Source organism: Vibrio renipiscarius, assembly GCF_000827885.1.
Classification (GTDB): domain Bacteria; phylum Pseudomonadota; class Gammaproteobacteria; order Enterobacterales; family Vibrionaceae; genus Vibrio; species Vibrio renipiscarius.
In genome coordinates this window covers 53,896-71,460 of record NZ_JTKH01000006.1, presented here as the reverse complement: position 1 = coordinate 71,460, position 17,565 = coordinate 53,896, and the positions used below count along the sequence as shown (strand labels likewise).

General features: G+C 45.2%; 16 protein-coding genes. 3 read left to right on the top strand and 13 right to left on the bottom strand.

Annotation, left to right across the window (positions count from 1 at the left end):
- Positions 1–55 precede the first annotated feature (55 nt).
- From lpxA to rpsB, 13 genes are all read right to left on the bottom strand, one after another.
- Positions 56–844, bottom strand: coding sequence for an acyl-ACP--UDP-N-acetylglucosamine O-acyltransferase (gene lpxA, locus OJ16_RS03540; RefSeq protein ID WP_040987511.1), 789 nt, complete (start codon positions 842–844; stop codon positions 56–58).
- A gap of 1 nt (position 845) precedes the next feature.
- Positions 846–1,298, bottom strand: a complete 453-nt coding sequence (gene fabZ / locus OJ16_RS03535) for a 3-hydroxyacyl-ACP dehydratase FabZ (protein WP_040987509.1) — start codon at positions 1,296–1,298, stop codon at positions 846–848.
- 152 nt (positions 1,299–1,450) lie between these two features.
- Positions 1,451–2,482 (bottom strand): UDP-3-O-(3-hydroxymyristoyl)glucosamine N-acyltransferase, encoded by a 1,032-nt coding sequence (gene lpxD / locus OJ16_RS03530; protein WP_040987507.1) that lies wholly within the window; start codon positions 2,480–2,482, stop codon positions 1,451–1,453.
- A gap of 6 nt (positions 2,483–2,488) precedes the next feature.
- Positions 2,489–2,989, bottom strand: coding sequence for an OmpH family outer membrane protein (locus OJ16_RS03525; protein ID WP_173424992.1), 501 nt, complete (start codon positions 2,987–2,989; stop codon positions 2,489–2,491).
- Positions 2,990–3,012: 23 nt separating this feature from the next.
- On the bottom strand, positions 3,013–5,415 hold the full coding sequence (gene bamA / locus OJ16_RS03520; RefSeq protein WP_040987503.1) for an outer membrane protein assembly factor BamA: 2,403 nt from the start codon (positions 5,413–5,415) through the stop codon (positions 3,013–3,015).
- Positions 5,416–5,454: 39 nt separating this feature from the next.
- Positions 5,455–6,813 carry a sigma E protease regulator RseP gene (gene rseP, locus OJ16_RS03515; RefSeq protein WP_040987501.1) on the bottom strand — a complete coding sequence of 453 codons (1,359 nt, stop codon included), beginning with the start codon at positions 6,811–6,813 and terminating at the stop codon, positions 5,455–5,457.
- Positions 6,810–8,018, bottom strand: coding sequence for a 1-deoxy-D-xylulose-5-phosphate reductoisomerase (ispC, locus tag OJ16_RS03510; RefSeq protein ID WP_040987500.1), 1,209 nt, complete (start codon positions 8,016–8,018; stop codon positions 6,810–6,812). The genes rseP and ispC overlap by 4 nt, the downstream gene beginning before the upstream one ends.
- Before the next feature lie 46 nt (positions 8,019–8,064).
- Entirely contained in the window at positions 8,065–8,907 is an 843-nt protein-coding gene (locus tag OJ16_RS03505) for a phosphatidate cytidylyltransferase (RefSeq protein WP_040987497.1), read from the bottom strand.
- 10 nt (positions 8,908–8,917) lie between these two features.
- Positions 8,918–9,673 carry an isoprenyl transferase gene (locus OJ16_RS03500; protein WP_040987496.1) on the bottom strand — a complete coding sequence of 252 codons (756 nt, stop codon included), beginning with the start codon at positions 9,671–9,673 and terminating at the stop codon, positions 8,918–8,920.
- A 93-nt stretch (positions 9,674–9,766) separates the two neighbouring features.
- Entirely contained in the window at positions 9,767–10,324 is a 558-nt protein-coding gene (gene frr, locus OJ16_RS03495; protein WP_040987495.1) for a ribosome recycling factor, read from the bottom strand.
- Between the two features lie 105 nt (positions 10,325–10,429).
- Positions 10,430–11,161: a UMP kinase gene (gene pyrH, locus OJ16_RS03490; protein WP_040987494.1), complete on the bottom strand. Its 732-nt coding sequence runs from the start codon at positions 11,159–11,161 to the stop codon at positions 10,430–10,432.
- Positions 11,162–11,311: 150 nt separating this feature from the next.
- Positions 11,312–12,157 (bottom strand): translation elongation factor Ts, encoded by an 846-nt coding sequence (tsf, locus tag OJ16_RS03485; RefSeq protein WP_040987493.1) that lies wholly within the window; start codon positions 12,155–12,157, stop codon positions 11,312–11,314.
- A gap of 131 nt (positions 12,158–12,288) precedes the next feature.
- Entirely contained in the window at positions 12,289–13,020 is a 732-nt protein-coding gene (gene rpsB, locus OJ16_RS03480; protein WP_040987491.1) for a 30S ribosomal protein S2, read from the bottom strand.
- A 390-nt stretch (positions 13,021–13,410) separates the two neighbouring features.
- Here rpsB and map point away from each other — a divergent pair, with 390 nt between their 5' ends.
- The 3 genes from map (at position 13,411) to OJ16_RS03465 (ending at position 17,516) form a co-directional block, all read left to right on the top strand.
- Positions 13,411–14,289 (top strand): type I methionyl aminopeptidase, encoded by an 879-nt coding sequence (map, locus tag OJ16_RS03475; RefSeq protein WP_040987489.1) that lies wholly within the window; start codon positions 13,411–13,413, stop codon positions 14,287–14,289.
- Positions 14,290–14,378: 89 nt separating this feature from the next.
- Positions 14,379–17,003, top strand: a complete 2,625-nt coding sequence (gene glnD / locus OJ16_RS03470) for a bifunctional uridylyltransferase/uridylyl-removing protein GlnD (RefSeq protein ID WP_040987488.1) — start codon at positions 14,379–14,381, stop codon at positions 17,001–17,003.
- Positions 17,004–17,132: 129 nt separating this feature from the next.
- A complete protein-coding gene (locus OJ16_RS03465; RefSeq protein WP_040987487.1) occupies positions 17,133–17,516 on the top strand; it encodes a DUF3461 family protein in 384 nt (127 codons plus the stop codon).
- Positions 17,517–17,565: the final 49 nt, after the last annotated feature.

Sequence of the window (17,565 nt, the reverse complement as noted above, 5' to 3'; positions counted from 1 at the left end):
AAAAGACCGCAGTTCGTCGCTGCGATCTTTCTTTTAAACTTAAAAACTCAGAAACTTAGCGGATAATGCCACGTTCTGTAGATTCAAGTATTGTCAGCATTGGTGCAATCGCTGGCCATTCTTGTGCCATTTCAGCCAAGATAGGCTTCACTTCTTCCAGAGTTTTACCTGAGCGATAAATCTCTTTGTAAGCCTTTTGCAACGCACGGATTTCTGGTTTTTCAAACCCGTTACGCTTCAAGCCAACCAAGTTAAGACCAAATGGTGACGCGTGGTTGCCTTGCGCTAGTACATACGGCAGTACATCTTGCACCACGGCTGAACAGCCGCCAATGTAAGCGTAGGCACCAATAGTACAGAATGGGTGAATCGCTGACAGCGCCATAACGCCTGCGTAATCACCGACCGTCACATGACCACCAAGAATCGCATTGTTACCAATGTGAGTGTGGTTACCAACAATCACATCGTGCGCCACGTGAGCATTCACACAAAGTAAATTGTCATTACCAATCACTGTCGTGGCTTTGTCTTGGGTCGTTCCACGATGAATCTGGACAGCTTCGCGAATAACGTTGCGATCACCAATCACGACCGTCGTATCTTCGCCACCGTACTTCTTATCTTGGTTTTCTTCACCAATCACAGCGTGAGGGAAAATTCGGTTCTCTTTACCAATCTTGGTGTGGCCTTTGATCACCACATGAGACATTACTTCGGTACCTTCACCAATTTCTACATCAGCCGTGATGTAAGTGAAAGGACCAACCGTAACGTTAGCTCCGATTTTTGCGCCTTCTTCTACCACCGCTGCAGGGTGGATTTGAGCGGTTTCATGAATCATATTAAAATTCTCGGCGTGCACATTTTAGGTCTGCTGAACAAACCACATCACCATCCACTTTTGCTGCGCATTTAAATGCAGCAATACCGCGGCGTTCTTTGACAAATTCAACTTCGATCACGAGCTGATCACCAGGCGTCACTGGTTTGCGAAACTTCGCATTATCAACACTCGCAAAATAGTAAAGCTCATTACCCGATGGCGCGCCAAACGATTTGAATGCAAGCAAGCCCGTCGCTTGAGCCATTGCTTCAAGGATCAGTACGCCAGGAAAAACTGGCAGCTGTGGGAAATGCCCGGTAAATTGAGGTTCGTTGACCGAAACATTTTTAATTGCAGTCAGGTGTTTCGCTTCTTCAAAGTCGATAACGCGATCAATCAATAAGAATGGGTAGCGATGAGGTAACAATTCCTGAATTTCAGTAATGTTCATCGTTTTCTTTTCAATAGTCAAAGTGATATTCCTATCTATTTGGAATGCTAAATTAGATATCTGGTCGGCATTATACCCAACTAACCTGATGATGCTAAGTACCAACACGTTGAGTTAAGTATATAGACAAAAAAGACCCGCCCATTGCGAGTCTTTTTAATTCAGAGAGAAAATTAAGAGTCTGTTTTGTCTTCCAACAGTTTTTCAACCGCTTTCAAACGTTTATTCATCTCATCAATTTTATGCACTCGAGTTGCCGTTCTGCGCCACTCTTTATTGGTTTGCAGTGGAATACCTGAAGAGTAAATACCTTTCTCTTCAATGCTGCGCATCACCATGCCCATGCCGGTAATAGCAACACCATCGGCGATTTCGATGTGGCCGTTAAGCACCGACGCTCCACCAATTTGGCAATATTTACCAATTTTAGTGCTGCCTGCAACAATAGTACCACCTGGCATAACCGTACCATATCCGATCTGCACGTTGTGCGCGATTTGAAGTTGGTTATCAAGGATGACATTATCTTCAATAATCGTATCGTCCAATGCACCACGGTCAATCGTTGTACAAGCGCCAATCTCAACACGGTTGCCAATACGAACAGAACCCAGCTGAGGAATTTTAATCCACTCACCGTTGTCATTCGCATAACCAAAACCATCAGAACCGATGACCGCACCCGATTGAATTAAGCAATCAGAACCCAAAGAAACTTCATGATAAACAGTGACATTAGCCCAAAGCTTCGTATTGTTGCCTAACTTCGCATTTTTACCGATGAAACAGCCCGCTCCGACAATCACGCCGTCACCCAGTTCAACACCGGTTTCAATCACTGCATTTGCACCAATCGCAACGTTTTGGCCGATGATCGCATCAGAAGCGATCACGGCGCTTGGCGCAATACCAACCGCCGGTTTTGGCGTGGTATCTAAGGCTTGAGCAACCTTAGCAAAGGCAACATAAGGGTCAGTCACAACCAAGGCATTACCGACACATAAGTCACGTTGAGCTTCTTTCACCATCACTAGCGTGGCTTGGCAATCTGCCAAGTGCTTTGCGTATTTAGGGTTAGACAAAAAGGTCACATGGCCTTGTTGTGCTTTATCCATTGGTGCCACCATGGTAACCGTCGCATTTGCGTCACCAATGAGCTCTCCACCCGTAATTGTTGCCAATTCGGCTAATGTTAATGTTTTCATAAAATCTTATTTTAGTGCTTTGATTACTTTTTCAGAAATATTGTATTCTGGCTTAGCAAAACGAACTGATTGAGCGTCAATAATTAAGTCGTAGCCTTCTTTCTTCGCTACCTTGTCCACTGCATCTTGGATAACTTTGAACAATTTTTGCGTTTCTTGCGCTTCACGCTGCTTCGACGACTGCTCTAGTGCTTGGCCTTTGATCTTGTACTTACTATCCAGTTGGCCGATTTCGATACGTAATTTCTCGATCTCGTCTTGGCCTAGTAGCTCGCCATCACGCTTAAGCTTTTCAATTTTGGTCTTCGCTTCTGCTTGAATCGCTTTCAGCTCATCCGCTTTATCTTTGAACTCTTCTTGCATCTTCTGCAAGACCACCTCACGCTGAGGCAGCGCTTGGAATACTTGCGCAGTATTAATGTAACCAATTTTTTGTGCGGCTTCTGCTGCGTTAGCAAAAAGAGAAGATGTCATTACCACAAGGCCTAGACCAGCCGCTTTAATCATTTTGTTCACTACATTTTCCTTTATTAGAAGGTTCTTCCGATTGTGAAAGTGAAGAATTCTTCGTCATCACCTTCATAACTTTCAATAGGTTTTGCTACTGAGAAGACCAATGGTCCCATCGGTGACATCCATTGCAGAGCAACACCGTACGACGCACGATAGTTCATTGGATCAGAATAGTCGTAATACTTATCGTCGCCAATATCACCTCGGTATACAAACTCAGTATCCCATACGCTCGCCGCGTCAACAAACGCACTGGTACGCAACTGGCTACGTGTTTCTTCTGACGCAAATGGCGTCGGGAAGATAAGCTCTAAACTGGCCAAAGCCACCGCATTACCGCCCACAGAATCATCCGTTGCGGTTACACAGCCATTGCTACCACAACTGCCTGAGTTATTAGTATATACCGCTTTTGGACCGGCACTGTTAGAGCCAAAACCACGTAGTGTGGTAAAGCCACCTGCGTAGTAGTTTTCATAGAATGGGAACAAGTTATCGTTACCATCCGTTTGGCCATAACCATTACCGTACCCTAAACGGCCTCGCATCAACAAGGTAAACTCATGCTTCTTCGTCAAAGGCATGTATTGACGAACATCATATTGCACCTTGAAATATTGGGCGTCTGAGCTCGGAATCGTCATTTTACCCGTCGCACGCTGGTAGTTACCGGCGGTTGGGAAATAACCACGGTTCAGGTTGTTACGAGTCCAAGATAAGTTGATATCAAAGTCATTGGTAATGATGTCGCCATCTTCTTGACCAATACTTTGAGCAAATAGCGCGGCTTGGTCATAAGTCGGTACATTACCAATCTTGTTATGGGTATAACCCACACCAAAATCGATACGGTTCAATTCATCAACCGGGAAACCCCAGGTTAAACTCGCGCCGTAACTTTCGTTGGTATAGTCAACAATACCCGCTTCTGATGCTTCAAAGGTATTGTAGAAAACTTTACCGCCTAAGCTCACACCATCCAAGTTCCAGTATGGGTCACGATATTCTAGCGTTAAGTTCTTCTGGTAGTCATTCATCATCGCATTGACGCCAACACGATTACCGGTACCCGCAAAGTTATCTTGCTGCAGACCAACCTGGAAACTAACACCCGACTCAGTACCATAGCCAACACCGAAGTTGACAGAGCCTGAGTTGGCTTCTTTGACACTGTAGACCAAATCCACCTGATCTTCGCTACCTGGTACACGAACGGTTTGTACGTCTACCGTTTCGAAAAATCCCAGACGGTTCAGACGAGCTTTACTGGTTTCAAGTGCTCTCGAGTTCAGCCAGCTGCCTTCCATTTGGCGCATTTCACGACGCAAGACTTCATCTTTTGTTGCGTTGTTGCCAACAAAACGAATATCTCGGACATAGATGCGGTTACCCGGTTCAACGTTCACCACCAAGGAAACTTGCTTGGTCTCTTCGTTAAACTCAGGGATAGTACGTACTTGTGGGTAAGCATAACCCGCTTCACCCAGTACTTTTTTAACGCCATCTTCAAGAGATGTTGCAGCCGAAGCGTTATAAACTTCACCAGCTTCAAACGGTACTAAAGCTTCAAATTCCGCTTCTTTACCAATCAATCCACCACGGAACTTCACGTCTTCAACGCTATATTGCTCACCTTCATCGATATTCAGGGTGATATAAACCCCTTTCTTATCCGGTGATATCGCCACTTGAGTCGACGTCACCTGAAACTTGAGATAACCGCGATCAAGATAGTAAGAACGTAAGGCTTCTATATCACCTGCCAGCACTTGCTTTTGATACTTATCATCAGAAAGGAAGTTCCACCAAGAGACATTTTCATTCAAATTAAAGCGCGAACGCAAATCTTCATCGGTAAAAACAGTATTACCAATAAAGTTAATTTGCTTAATTTTCGCGGATACGCCTTCGGTGAAGACAAATTTTAAATCGGTACGGTTACGTGGCAGAGGCGTCACAACCGCCTTAACGGTCGCATTGTATTTACCAACACTGTAGTAAAAGTCTTCTAGCCCTTTTTCAATGTTTGATAACGTCGTACGATCAAGCGCTTCACCCACTCGAATGCCGGATGCATCCAAGTTTTGTTGCAGCTGCTCATCTTTGATCGCACTGTTACCCGAAAAAGAAATCGTCGAAATGGTTGGTCGCTCTATCACTTGTACGACTAAAACGTCACCATTTCTTGATACTTTGACATCTTCAAAGTTACCCGTTGAATAGAGTGCACGAATGATACCCGCGACATCTTGGTTGCTCACTGAGTCGCCAATACGAATCGGCATTTTTAGCAATGCCGCACCCAATGCTACACGCTGTAAGCCGTCAACCTGAATATCCTGAACAACAAAATTTTCAGCGCCATTAGCAGATACGCTCGTTGCCAGCAAAGTCGCTAACAGAATTTTTTTCATCGCCATATTTGTTTTAGTTATTCCTTACTACAACCATCATCCACTTTATAAGCGTGCAAAGTCATTAAAAATCGCTACGGCCATAAGCGCAAATATTATCGCACCGCCCAGACGGTAACCCATTTCTTGGATCTTTTCTGGGACTGGGCGACCAATAACCGCCTCAATGGCGAAAAACAGTAAATGTCCACCATCTAACATTGGCAGTGGAACTAAATTGATAATACCAAGGTTCACACTGATCAAAGCCAAAAAGCCGAGGAAGTAAACCAAACCATAATCGGCTGTCGCCCCCGCACCTTTCGCGATTGAAATCGGACCGCTTAAGTTATTTAAGCCAACATCACCTGTGATTAATTTTTTCAGCATGGTAATGGTTAAATCGATTACTTGGCCTGTTTTATCGATCGCTTTACCGATAGATTCAAATACACCAAATTTCAGATCGAATCGATAGTTTTCCGGCCATTCTGCGACTTCAGGGGCGATTCCTGCAAAACCTATCGTTTGCCCATCATTCAATTCCCGAGCATGCGGAACAAGCACTAACTCTGTCGACTCGCCATTACGCAAAACTTCAAGCGTCATCGATTTATCGGCATGAGAACGAATCGAATCGACCACTTGTTGCCATTCAGTGAGCGCCTGGCCATTTAGGGCCAATAATTCATCCCCAACCAGCAAACCCGCTTCTTCGCCAGCACCGCCTTGCGATATCGAGTTTAATGTCAACGAGATTGGTGGCGTAAATGGTTTAAAACCCAACGCCGACATTGACGATTCTTTTTCTGGATCAAATTGCCACTCAGAGATATCAAGCGTCAATTGTTGCTCAGAACCGACTTCATCCGCAGGTGCCACCGTTAAGGTCAGTGTTTCATCGCCGATATGCGAGACCAACCCCATGTTTACCGATTCCCAATCCGCGGTTTTGACGCCTGAAATGGTTTTTAGTTCCATTCCAGATTCTAAACCGCCTTGTGCAGCAATCGAATACGGGGCAACTTGACCAATAACGGGTTTAACCGCAGGTACGCCAATAAGAAAAACCAACCAATACGCAAAGATGGCAAATAAAAAGTTAAACACCGGGCCCGCCGCGACAATCGCAGTGCGCTGCCAAAGCGTTTTTTTATCAAAAGCGAATTGCTGCATCTCTTCGGTGAGATCATCAACACGCCCATCCAGCATTTTGACATATCCACCAAGAGGGATAATCGCAAGATTGTATTCCGTGCCGTCTTTGCCGACTTTGCTCCAAAGCGATTTACCAAAACCGATCGAAAAGCGTTCGACTTTCACACCACAACGGCGTGCAACCCAAAAATGACCGAACTCATGAACCGCAACCAAAATGCCTAACGCAACAATAAAGGATGCAAAATTCCACAGTATGCTACTCATGCTTGACGCTCACTAATATAATCCGTTGCGAATAGACGAGCCATTCTATCGACCTCAAGAATGCTTTCCAAGCTATCACAGCGTACCTGTTCATTCATTGCACAGATTTTAGAGGTCACCCAGCTATTCACAACCGCAATATCGGTAAACGACAGTTTGCGATTCAGAAATGCGTCCACCGCAACTTCGTTCGCCGCATTCAGGGCCGTCGTTGCATGTTGACCTTCATAACACGCATCAATCGCTAACTTCAGACATGGGTAGCGATTGTAATCCGGCGCCAAAAACGTTAATTCACCAATTTGAGTAAAATCTAACGCCTTAACCCCCGCTTGAACACGTTCAGGATAAGAGAGCGTTAACGCAATCGGGGTCGCCATATCCGGCTCGCCTAGCTGCGCCAGCGTCGAACCATCAAGATACTGGACCATAGAATGAATCACCGATTGCGGATGAATCACCACTTTAAGTTGCTCGCGACTGGCATTAAACAACCACTTCGCTTCAATATACTCTAAGCCTTTATTCATCATCGTCGCAGAGTCGACGGAGATTTTAGGCCCCATAGACCAGTTAGGATGCGCAATAGCTTGTTCAGGTGTGACGTGCTCAAGATCCGCTAAATCGCTATAGCGAAATGGACCGCCAGAACCTGTCAGTAAAATGTTTTGAATGCCATATTGGCTAAGATCGCAATGCCCAAGGTTGGTTTGAATATCGCTCGGTAAACATTGGAAGATGGCATTATGCTCGCTATCGACAGGCAAAAGCTCTGCACCGCTTTGTTTCACGGCATCAACAAACAATTGACCAGACATCACCAGCGCTTCTTTGTTCGCTAGGAGAATGCGTTTACCTGCTTTAACTGCCGCCATGGTTGGCATCAATCCAGCCGCGCCCACAATCGCAGCCATGACCGTATCAACTTCATCAAACGAAGAGACATGACATAGCCCTTCAACACCCGATAGTACTTCTGTTTTAAGATTGCAGGCCTGCAGCGTTCGCTTGAGTTCAGTGGCGGCATTATCACAAGCCATCACGGCGTAGCTTGGCTGCCACTTAAGGCAGAGTTGAGTCATTTTCTCAACATTTTGCCCAGCTGCTAACGCAACTACCTGGAATTTATCCGGGTTATTTTCGATGACTTTCAGCGTACTTGAACCGATAGAACCAGTTGCACCGAGGATTGTTAATTTACGCATTGCGAGAACCAATAATTCATTAAGCGAGCCGGAGCTCGCTTAATTTTTAAAATAAGAAATAAAGAAGCGCGAAAACGGGGAATGCCGCGGTTAAGCTATCAATGCGATCAAGCACCCCGCCATGACCAGGTATGATATTGCTGCTGTCTTTAATGCCAGACACACGCTTAAACATACTTTCAACTAAGTCACCAAGCACCGATATCACTACCGTGACGAGCGTAATCGCAATAAACGCCACCGTACTGCTAAATTCAATGTCAAACCACTTCGCCGTTAACCAGCCAACCAGCAACGCGGTAATGATGCCGCCAATCAAACCTTCAATGGTTTTATTTGGGCTAACATGCGGGGCCATTTTGTGTTTACCCAAACTCTTACCGGCAAAATAAGCGCCACTGTCGGCAGCCCAAACAATAAAGCAAACATACAGTACTAATTTTGCACCATGATAAGCATCCGTCGTAATGCCTTCCGCGCGTAGCAGAATAATGCTCCACAGGAACGGCAATAATGTCAGCATGCCGAACAAATAACGCAGAAGAGAGGAATCTTGCCATAGTTTCGCTGAGCGAGGATATGTGATCGCTAAAGCGCTCGAGCATAACCACCAAATCGTACCCAATGCTAGGATCGTATAATGTTCCGCGCTCAAAGCGTTAAGAGAAAAGGCATCAAATGGGATAAAAACAAAACTTGCAGCGGTCGCAACAAGACTAGGAATTAAAGCAACAATACGCGATTTTGCTTCAACAAATTGAGTCCATTCCCAAAAACCGATTAAGGTTACCGCAGCGATAAAGGCAATAAAAAGGGGTAAAGAAAGCTTAAAAATCGCTAAGATAACTAATGGAGCAAGGATAAGTGCGGTTATAATTCTTTGTTTCAAACTCAGGTCCTTAATTGCATTCCATTAATGCTTTTAATTGTTCGCCAGTACAACCAAAACGACGCTCTCGGTCCACAAACCAAGAAACCGCTTCAATCAAACTGTCTTCATTAAATTCTGGCCAATAAATCGGCGTGAAGTACATTTCAGCATAGGCTAGCTGCCACAACATAAAGTTACTAATTCGACATTCGCCGCTAGTGCGAATAAGGAGATCAACCTCAGGCAGATCCGCCATCGTTAGGTGCTGTGTGATGAGATCCTCATCAATGTCATTAAGACTAATTTCACCCATGCGTACTTTAGAAGCGATCGCTTTTGTCGCTTCCATGATGTCCCATTTACCGCCGTAGTTCGCGGCAATATTGATCACCATGCCATCATTGTTCGCCGTTAACGCTTCCGCTTGCGCAATTTTAGCCTGCAAACGCTCACTGAAACGAGCTTTGTCACCAATCACGCGCAGACGAAGATTGTTTTTGTGTAACTTCTTAACTTCGGTAGAAAGAACCGTCAAAAACAGTTCCATCAACACGCCGACTTCTTCTTCTGGACGACGCCAATTTTCACTGCTAAAGGCAAATAACGTGACCGCTTTTACGCCAAGACGAGCCGCAGTAGAAATGGTTTTGCGAACAGCAGTGACACCGTTTTTATGACCAAACACGCGAGGTTTCCCTTGAGCTTTCGCCCAACGGCCATTGCCATCCATAATGATAGCGATATGTTTAGGAAGTTGTTCTGAAGAGAGTTGTGAATTTGGCATAGAGGCAACAGAGTTACGGGCAGGAGACAGAGATTACCATAAAAAAGCGCGGCGCTGTGAGCGCTGCGCTTTTTTTTGATGAATGTTTGAGAATTAAACTTCCATCAACTCTTTTTCTTTTACAGCTAGAACATCATCGACGTTTTTAACTGCGATGTCTGTTAGCTTTTGAATCTCGTCTTGACCTTTATGATCTTCATCTTCAGAGATTTCTTTATCTTTAAGCAGTGCTTTAAGATCACCGTTTGCATCACGACGGATGTTACGAATCGCAACACGTGCGCCTTCTGCTTCGCCACGTACAATCTTAACAAGATCTTTACGACGCTCTTCCGTTAGCGGTGGAAGTGGTACACGAATGATCGTACCTGCAGACATTGGGTTCAAACCAAGGTCAGACATCATGATCGCTTTCTCAACTTTCTGAGTTAGCTCACGGTCAAAAACTGTGATTGCTAGCGTACGAGCGTCTTCTGCAACAACGTTTGCAACTTGGTTAAGAGGTGTTGGCGCGCCGTAGTACTCTACTGAGATACCAGATAGCAAGCTTGGGTGAGCACGGCCAGTACGGATTTTAGAAAGGTTGTTCTTTAGTGCTTCAACACTTTTTTCCATGCGCTCTTGCGCGTCTTTTTTGATTTCGTTAATCACGGTTTCACCTTAATAATTCTTTTCTATCAAAGAAATCTAACAGGGCTGATTTTAGTGTGATGCTCTTTGATTGACAAACAGCATCTCACCAAATGAGTTAGCTAATTAAGCTTTATCGCTAATCAGCGTACCTTCAGCTTCACCCATTACCACGCGACGTAATGCGCCTGGTTTGTTCATATTGAACACACGGATTGGCATTTTGTGATCACGAGCTAGCGTAAATGCAGCTAGATCCATCACTTTTAGCTCTTTATCCAGAATTTCTGTGTACGTCAGATTATCATACAGCTCTGCGTCTGGGTTTGCTACTGGGTCAGAAGTAAATACGCCATCTACTTTTGTCGCTTTTAGAACCACGTCAGCTTCGATTTCGATACCACGTAGACACGCTGCTGAATCGGTAGTGAAGAATGGGTTACCAGTACCTGCAGAGAAAATAACCACACGGCCTTGGCGAAGTTCACGGATCGCATCAGCCCAGTTGTAATCGTCACAAACACCTTTCAAAGGGATCGCAGACATAACGCGCGCATTTACATAAGCACGGTGCAATGCATCACGCAACGCCAAACCATTCATTACCGTTGCTAGCATACCCATGTGGTCACCAACAACACGGTTCATGCCTGCTTCTGCAAGACCTGCACCACGGAATAGGTTACCACCACCGATGACCACACCGACTTGAACACCTAGTTCAACTAACTCTTTTACTTCCTGTGCCATACGGTCAAGAATTGCAGGATCGATGCCAAAACCTTCGTTGCCTTGAAGTGCTTCGCCACTCAGTTTTAACAGAATACGTTGATATGCTGGTTTAGGGTTCGTAGTCATGGAGTTTACCTTCCAAAGGAGTTGTCAATTAACAGTCATGATTTAAAACTCGAATTTAAAAATTCCAAATCATCACTATTAAACGTTAGGCTTATTCGTAAAAAGACCGCAGCCATGGCTACGGTCTTGAAATTTGCAGGTCTCTAAGGATTAACCTTTTTGTACCGCAGCTACTTCTTCAGCGAAGCTTAGTTCAGCAGCTTTCTCGATGCCTTCACCAACTTCTAGACGTACGAAGTTAACTACTGAAGCACCTTTTTCTTTCAACATTTCGCCTACAGTTTTCTTAGGTTCCATGATGAAAGCTTGACCAGTTAGAGAGATTTCGCCCGTGAATTTCTTCATACGGCCAACAACCATTTTCTCTGCGATCTCTTGAGGTTTGCCTTCGTTCATAGCGATTTCAACTTGAACCGCTTGCTCTTTAGCAACTACGTCTGCAGGTACGTCTTCTGGGTTAACAAACTCAGGACGAGAAGCAGCAACGTGCATAGCAACGTGCTTAAGAGTTTCAGCTTCGCCTTCACCAGCAACAACTACACCGATTTTCTCGCCGTGACGGTAAGAAGCTAGTGCAGTACCCGCTACGTATTCTACGCGACGGATGTTGATGTTTTCGCCGATTTTAGCAATAAGAGCAACGCGAGTTTCTTCAAACTGAGCTTGAAGAGCAGCGATGTCTAGTTGACCAGCAACAGCAGCAGCTGCTACTTCGTCAGCAAATGCTAGGAAACCAGCATCTTTAGCAACGAAGTCTGTTTGACAGTTAACTTCAAGAAGAGCAGCAACGCCGTTCTCTTCTTTGATGATGATTGCGCCTTCAGCAGCAACGTTACCAGCTTTCTTAGCTGCTTTCGCTGCGCCAGATTTACGCATGTTTTCAATTGCTAGTTCGATGTCAGCGTTTGCTTCTACAAGCGCTTTCTTACATTCCATCATGCCAGCGCCAGTGCGCTCGCGAAGTTCTTTAACTAGAGCAGCAGTTACAGTTGCCATTCTCTATTCCTCGTTGATTCGAAATAAGGTAAAAAACAGGGGCCTACATTGTCGGCCCCTGCTGATAACTATAACTCAATCTATGCTACAAAGAGTTTGCACATAGACCAAGTTTGACGTCGGAGCCGATATTATTCAGCTTCTACGAAACCGTCTTTTTCAGCAGCTAGTGCAGCAACGTCTTTGTTACGACCTTCGTTTACAGTAGTCGCAACAGCGTCAAGGTACAGTTTAACTGCACGGATTGCGTCGTCGTTACCTGGGATGATGAAGTCAACGCCATCTGGGTTAGAGTTAGTATCTACCACAGCGTAAACTGGAATACCTAGGTTGTTAGCTTCTTTAATCGCAATGTGTTCGTGATCAGCATCGATAACGAAAAGTGCGTCAGGTAGACCACCCATGTTTTTGATACCACCAAGAGATTTCTCTAGCTTCTCCATTTCACGAGTGCGCATTAGAGCTTCTTTCTTAGTTAGTTTATCAAAAGTACCGTCTTGAGCTTGAGCTTCTAGCTCTTTAAGACGTTTGATAGACTGACGAACAGTTTTGTAGTTTGTTAGCATGCCGCCTAACCAGCGGTTGTTAACGTAGTACTGGTTGCTTGCGATTGCAGCTTCTTTAACAGCTTCAGATGCAGCGCGTTTAGTACCTACAAAAAGAACTTTACCTTTCTTCTCGCCAACTTTAGCTAGTTCAGCTAGAGCTTCGTTGAACATTGGTACAGTTTTTTCTAGGTTGATGATGTGAACGCGGTTACGAGCACCAAAGATGAATGGCTTCATTTTTGGGTTCCAGTAACGAGTTTGGTGACCGAAGTGAACACCAGCTTTCAGCATATCGCGCATTGATACAGTTGCCATTTTAAATTCCTCTAATGGGGTTAGGCCTCCACATTTCCCATGAATCCGACCTGTAACATCTATCTGTTTAAGCACAAATAGTCTTATTGTTAAGGCACCCCGGAACATGTGTCGAAATGTGTGTGATTTAAAGATAAAGTTTATGGAACTCACCCGTTTCGCCGTCGAACCGAAATTCGATGAAGAGAACGAACGATGTTTCCGGCGCGCTTTATACCATATTTTGCCATTATTTGGCTAGTAAAAATTCCTCGAAAGCCGATTTCTCATGCGTATCTCATTGTTATTTTAAGATTGCCGAAATAACACAAATACACATTCTCAACTCTTCCTGTTAAAATAGAAGAATTCGCACATTGTTGTGCCGTTGAGTAAGTAGAGAAAAAGCCAATGTCAATCAAGATCAAAACGGCTCAAGAAGTCGAACGTATGCGCATCGCTGGTCGCTTAGCCGCTGATATTTTAGAGATGATCGAACCTTATATCAAAGCTGGGGAAAATACAGATACATTGAACCAAATCTGTCATGACTACGCGCTTGAAAAAGGTGCGTATTCTGCGCCACTTGACTACCATGGTTTCCCGAAATCAATCTGTACTTCAATTAACCATATCGTTTGCCACGGCATTCCTGCAGCACAGGATGAGATGGGTAGCAATGGCCAGATGAAGCCAGCAATTCTAAAAAATGGCGACATCATCAACGTCGATATTACCGTTATTATTCCAGACGATGAAAACGCAGACCTTAGCTCACGTCCAAACGGTTACCACGGTGACACCTCAAAAATGTTCTTCGTGGGCGAAGCATCACCGGAAGACAAACGCCTATGCATGGTGACTCAAGAAGCACTTTATGTGGGTATGAAGCAAGTAAAACCAGGTGCAACGGTGGGTGAAATCGGTACTGCGATTGAGAAACACATCAAAACCAACAACAAAAACAACCCACGTAATAAATTCTCTATCGTGAAAGATTTTTGTGGTCACGGCATCGGGAATGAATTCCACGAAGAGCCACAAGTGGTGCACTACAAAAACAATGATCGCCGCGTTCTAAAAGAAGGCATGTGCTTTACCATTGAACCGATGATCAATGCAGGTAAATTTGGCTGTACCGTCGATGCTCAAGATGATTGGACGGTTTACACTGGCGATGGTAAAAAATCTGCACAGTATGAACACACCATCATGGTGACAAAAGACGGCTGTGAAGTCTTCACCCTGCGCAGCGATGAAAGTATTCCTCGCCTGATGAAAAACGCATAATATCTTTCCTATCCCCGCTTCTGCGGGGATATTTTTTTGTCTCGCCCAATTTGATAAAGTGATATCGACAATTCAGCACGGAAGCCACTATGCCTGTTCAATCCCCACTCACCCTCAGTGAAGAGCAAATTAATATCAACGAGCTCAAAGCTCAGTTAGAGCAATTTGCTCATACGCAACGAGAAGAGTTCTTGAACCACCACTCGGTAAGCGATCTCGTCTTAGGCCGTTCCGATTACACCGATTTGTTACTCCATCGGTTATGGCAACACTTTGGTTTTGACCAAGTACCGAATATCAGCTTGGTTGCCGTTGGGGGGTATGGTCGAGGAGAGCTACACCCTTTGTCCGATATTGATATGCTGATCGTTTCCAAAAAAGCCCTACCTGAAAGTTTGGGCACTAAAGTCAGCGAATTTATTACGTTACTTTGGGATTTACGCTTAGAAATAGGCCACGCTGTTCGTACGATTGAACAGTGCGCCGAGATTGGCCGAGCCGATCTTACGGTCGCCACTAACCTGCAAGAAGCACGCTTGCTCTGTGGCTGTGAAGACACCTTCCACCAGCTCAAAATGGTGATTCATTCCGAGTCCTTTTGGCCAAGCGAAACCTTCTACAAAGCCAAGGTTCAGGAACAAAAGAATCGTCATGCGCGCTACCATGACACCACTTACAACCTTGAACCCGATATAAAATCGACACCCGGTGGCCTTCGAGACATCCACACACTCGGTTGGATAGCAAGGCGCCACTTTGGTGCGACGTCCTTATTTGAAATGAGTCGTTATGGCTTCCTTACGGACGCGGAATACCGTGAATTGGTCGAGTGCCAAGAATTTTTATGGCGGGTCCGTTTTGCACTGCACATTGAACTGCGTCGCTATGACAATCGCCTCACTTTTGCCCACCAAGCACAAGTGGCCGAAAATTTAGGCTTTAGTGGTGAGGGCAACCGCGGCGTTGAAATGATGATGAAAGAGTTCTACCGGACTCTGCGACGTGTCGCTGACCTCAATAAAATGCTGTTAAAGTTGTTTGACCAAGCCATTTTAAACAATGGCACAGCCAGCGCTCCACAAGTGATTACGGCTGACTTTCAACGTCGTGGCAGCCTTATTGAAGCTCGCAAGCCTGCGCTATTCCAAGCTCGCCCTGAGACGATATTGGATATGTTTTTGCTGATAGCGAATGATTCAACCATTGAAGGTGTCGCGCCACCCACGTTGCGTCAATTACGCACAGCACGCCGACGTCTCAATAAGTTCCTTCATACGATGCCAGCGGCGCGTGAAAAATTTCTTGAGTTGTGTCGCCACCCGAACGCGCTACACAAAGCGTTTAGCTTAATGCACAAACTGGGCGTATTAGCCGCGTATTTACCACAATGGAGCCAGATCGTCGGCCAAATGCAGTTCGACCTCTTCCATGTTTACACCGTGGATGAGCACAGCATGCGCTTACTCAAACACATCAACACCTTTAGTTATGCAAAAAATCACAGCAAGCACCCTATTTGCTGTGAAGTGTATCCGCGCATCCAAAAGAAAGAATTACTGATCATTGCCGCTATTTTCCATGACATCGGCAAAGGACGTGGCGGAGACCACTCCGTCATTGGGGCAGAAGAAGCGTACACATTCTGCTTGGAGTTAGGGCTATCGACACCTGAAGCCAACCTCGTTTCTTGGTTAGTCCGACACCACTTGCTCATGTCTGTTACCGCCCAGCGCCGCGATATTTACGACCCAGAAGTGATCACGGAATTTGCGAAAAAAGTCCGTGATGAAGAGCATTTAGAGTATCTCGTTTGCCTGACGGTCGCGGATATCTGTGCGACCAATCCTGAACTTTGGAACAGTTGGAAACGGACATTGCTCGCCGAGTTATTCTACTCGTCACAGCGTGCATTACGCCGTGGTCTAGAGAACCCGGTCGATGTGCGTGAACGCATTCGCCACAATCAACAAATGGCCTCTGCGGAGCTACGTAAAGAAGGGTTCTCGGCAAGAGAGATCGAAGTACTGTGGCAGCGCTTTAAGGCCGATTATTTCCTCCGCCATACACACAAACAAATTGCTTGGCACTGCAGCCACTTATTGCGCCACGATGATCCCACGAGCCCATTAATTCTGATCAGTGAAAAAGCCACCCGCGGCGGCACAGAGGTTTTTGTTTATCATAAAGACCAACACGCCCTATTCGCAACGGTTGTCGCCGAGTTGGATAGACGCAACTTCAACGTTCATGATGCACAAGTCATGACCAGTAAAGATGGGTATGTACTTGATACCTTTATGGTTCTCGACCAGCATGGTGAAGCGATTGATATTGGTCGCCACAAAGCCGTCACTAAACACCTCACACATGTTTTGCAAGATGGGCGACCAACGAAGATCCGCACTCGCCGCCTCCCGCGAAATTTGCAGCACTTTACCGTAAAAACCAAAGTGGACTTTCTTCCAAGCAAGAGTAAAAAGCGCACCACATTAGAATTTGTGGCCTTGGATACACCCGGGTTACTCGCGACGGTTGGGGCGACATTTGCCGATTTAAATATCAATCTTCACGCGGCCAAAATCACCACTATCGGTGAGCGGGCTGAAGATTTATTTATTATTACGGGTGCCGAAGGTGGAAAGCTAAGCGATCATGAAGAGCAGCAATTGCGTGAGATGCTTTGTGCCAATGTGGCAGAACTCGCACCAAACTGATCTCAGCCACAAGTTGCTAAAATAGCGATAGAGCGCACTGTATCAGTTAAATATAGGCTGCTACATTAAATGAAGGGATACCCACATCGTGAGGGGTATTCCGCTCAACCCAATTTAATGAGGTCGCCTATGTTTGTAAATCTTATCGGTTTAGGTATTCAAGATCCCCTGAAGATTGAGCGCTACTCTTTGCGGCAAGAAGCCCATAAAGACGTATTGAAAATCTATTTCCGCAAACAGAAAGGCGAACTCTTTGCCAAAAGCGTCAAATTCAAATATCCCCGCCAAGTAAAAAATGTCTTAATCAACAACGCCAGTCATCAATACAAACAAATCACCGAAATCAATCGCAATTTAACGTTAGTCATTGATGAATTAAACGCGATAACCAAACCTGCGAAACCAACCGATGTGGACATTAAACAAAAAATTCTGTCTGATTTACGCCACTTAGAAAAAGTGGTCTCAAGTAAAATTGCCGAGATTGAAGCGGATTTAGAAAAGCTCTCTTAGCCTTGTCGCGGTCATATTAGGCATACGCAATAAAAACGAGAGCATTGCG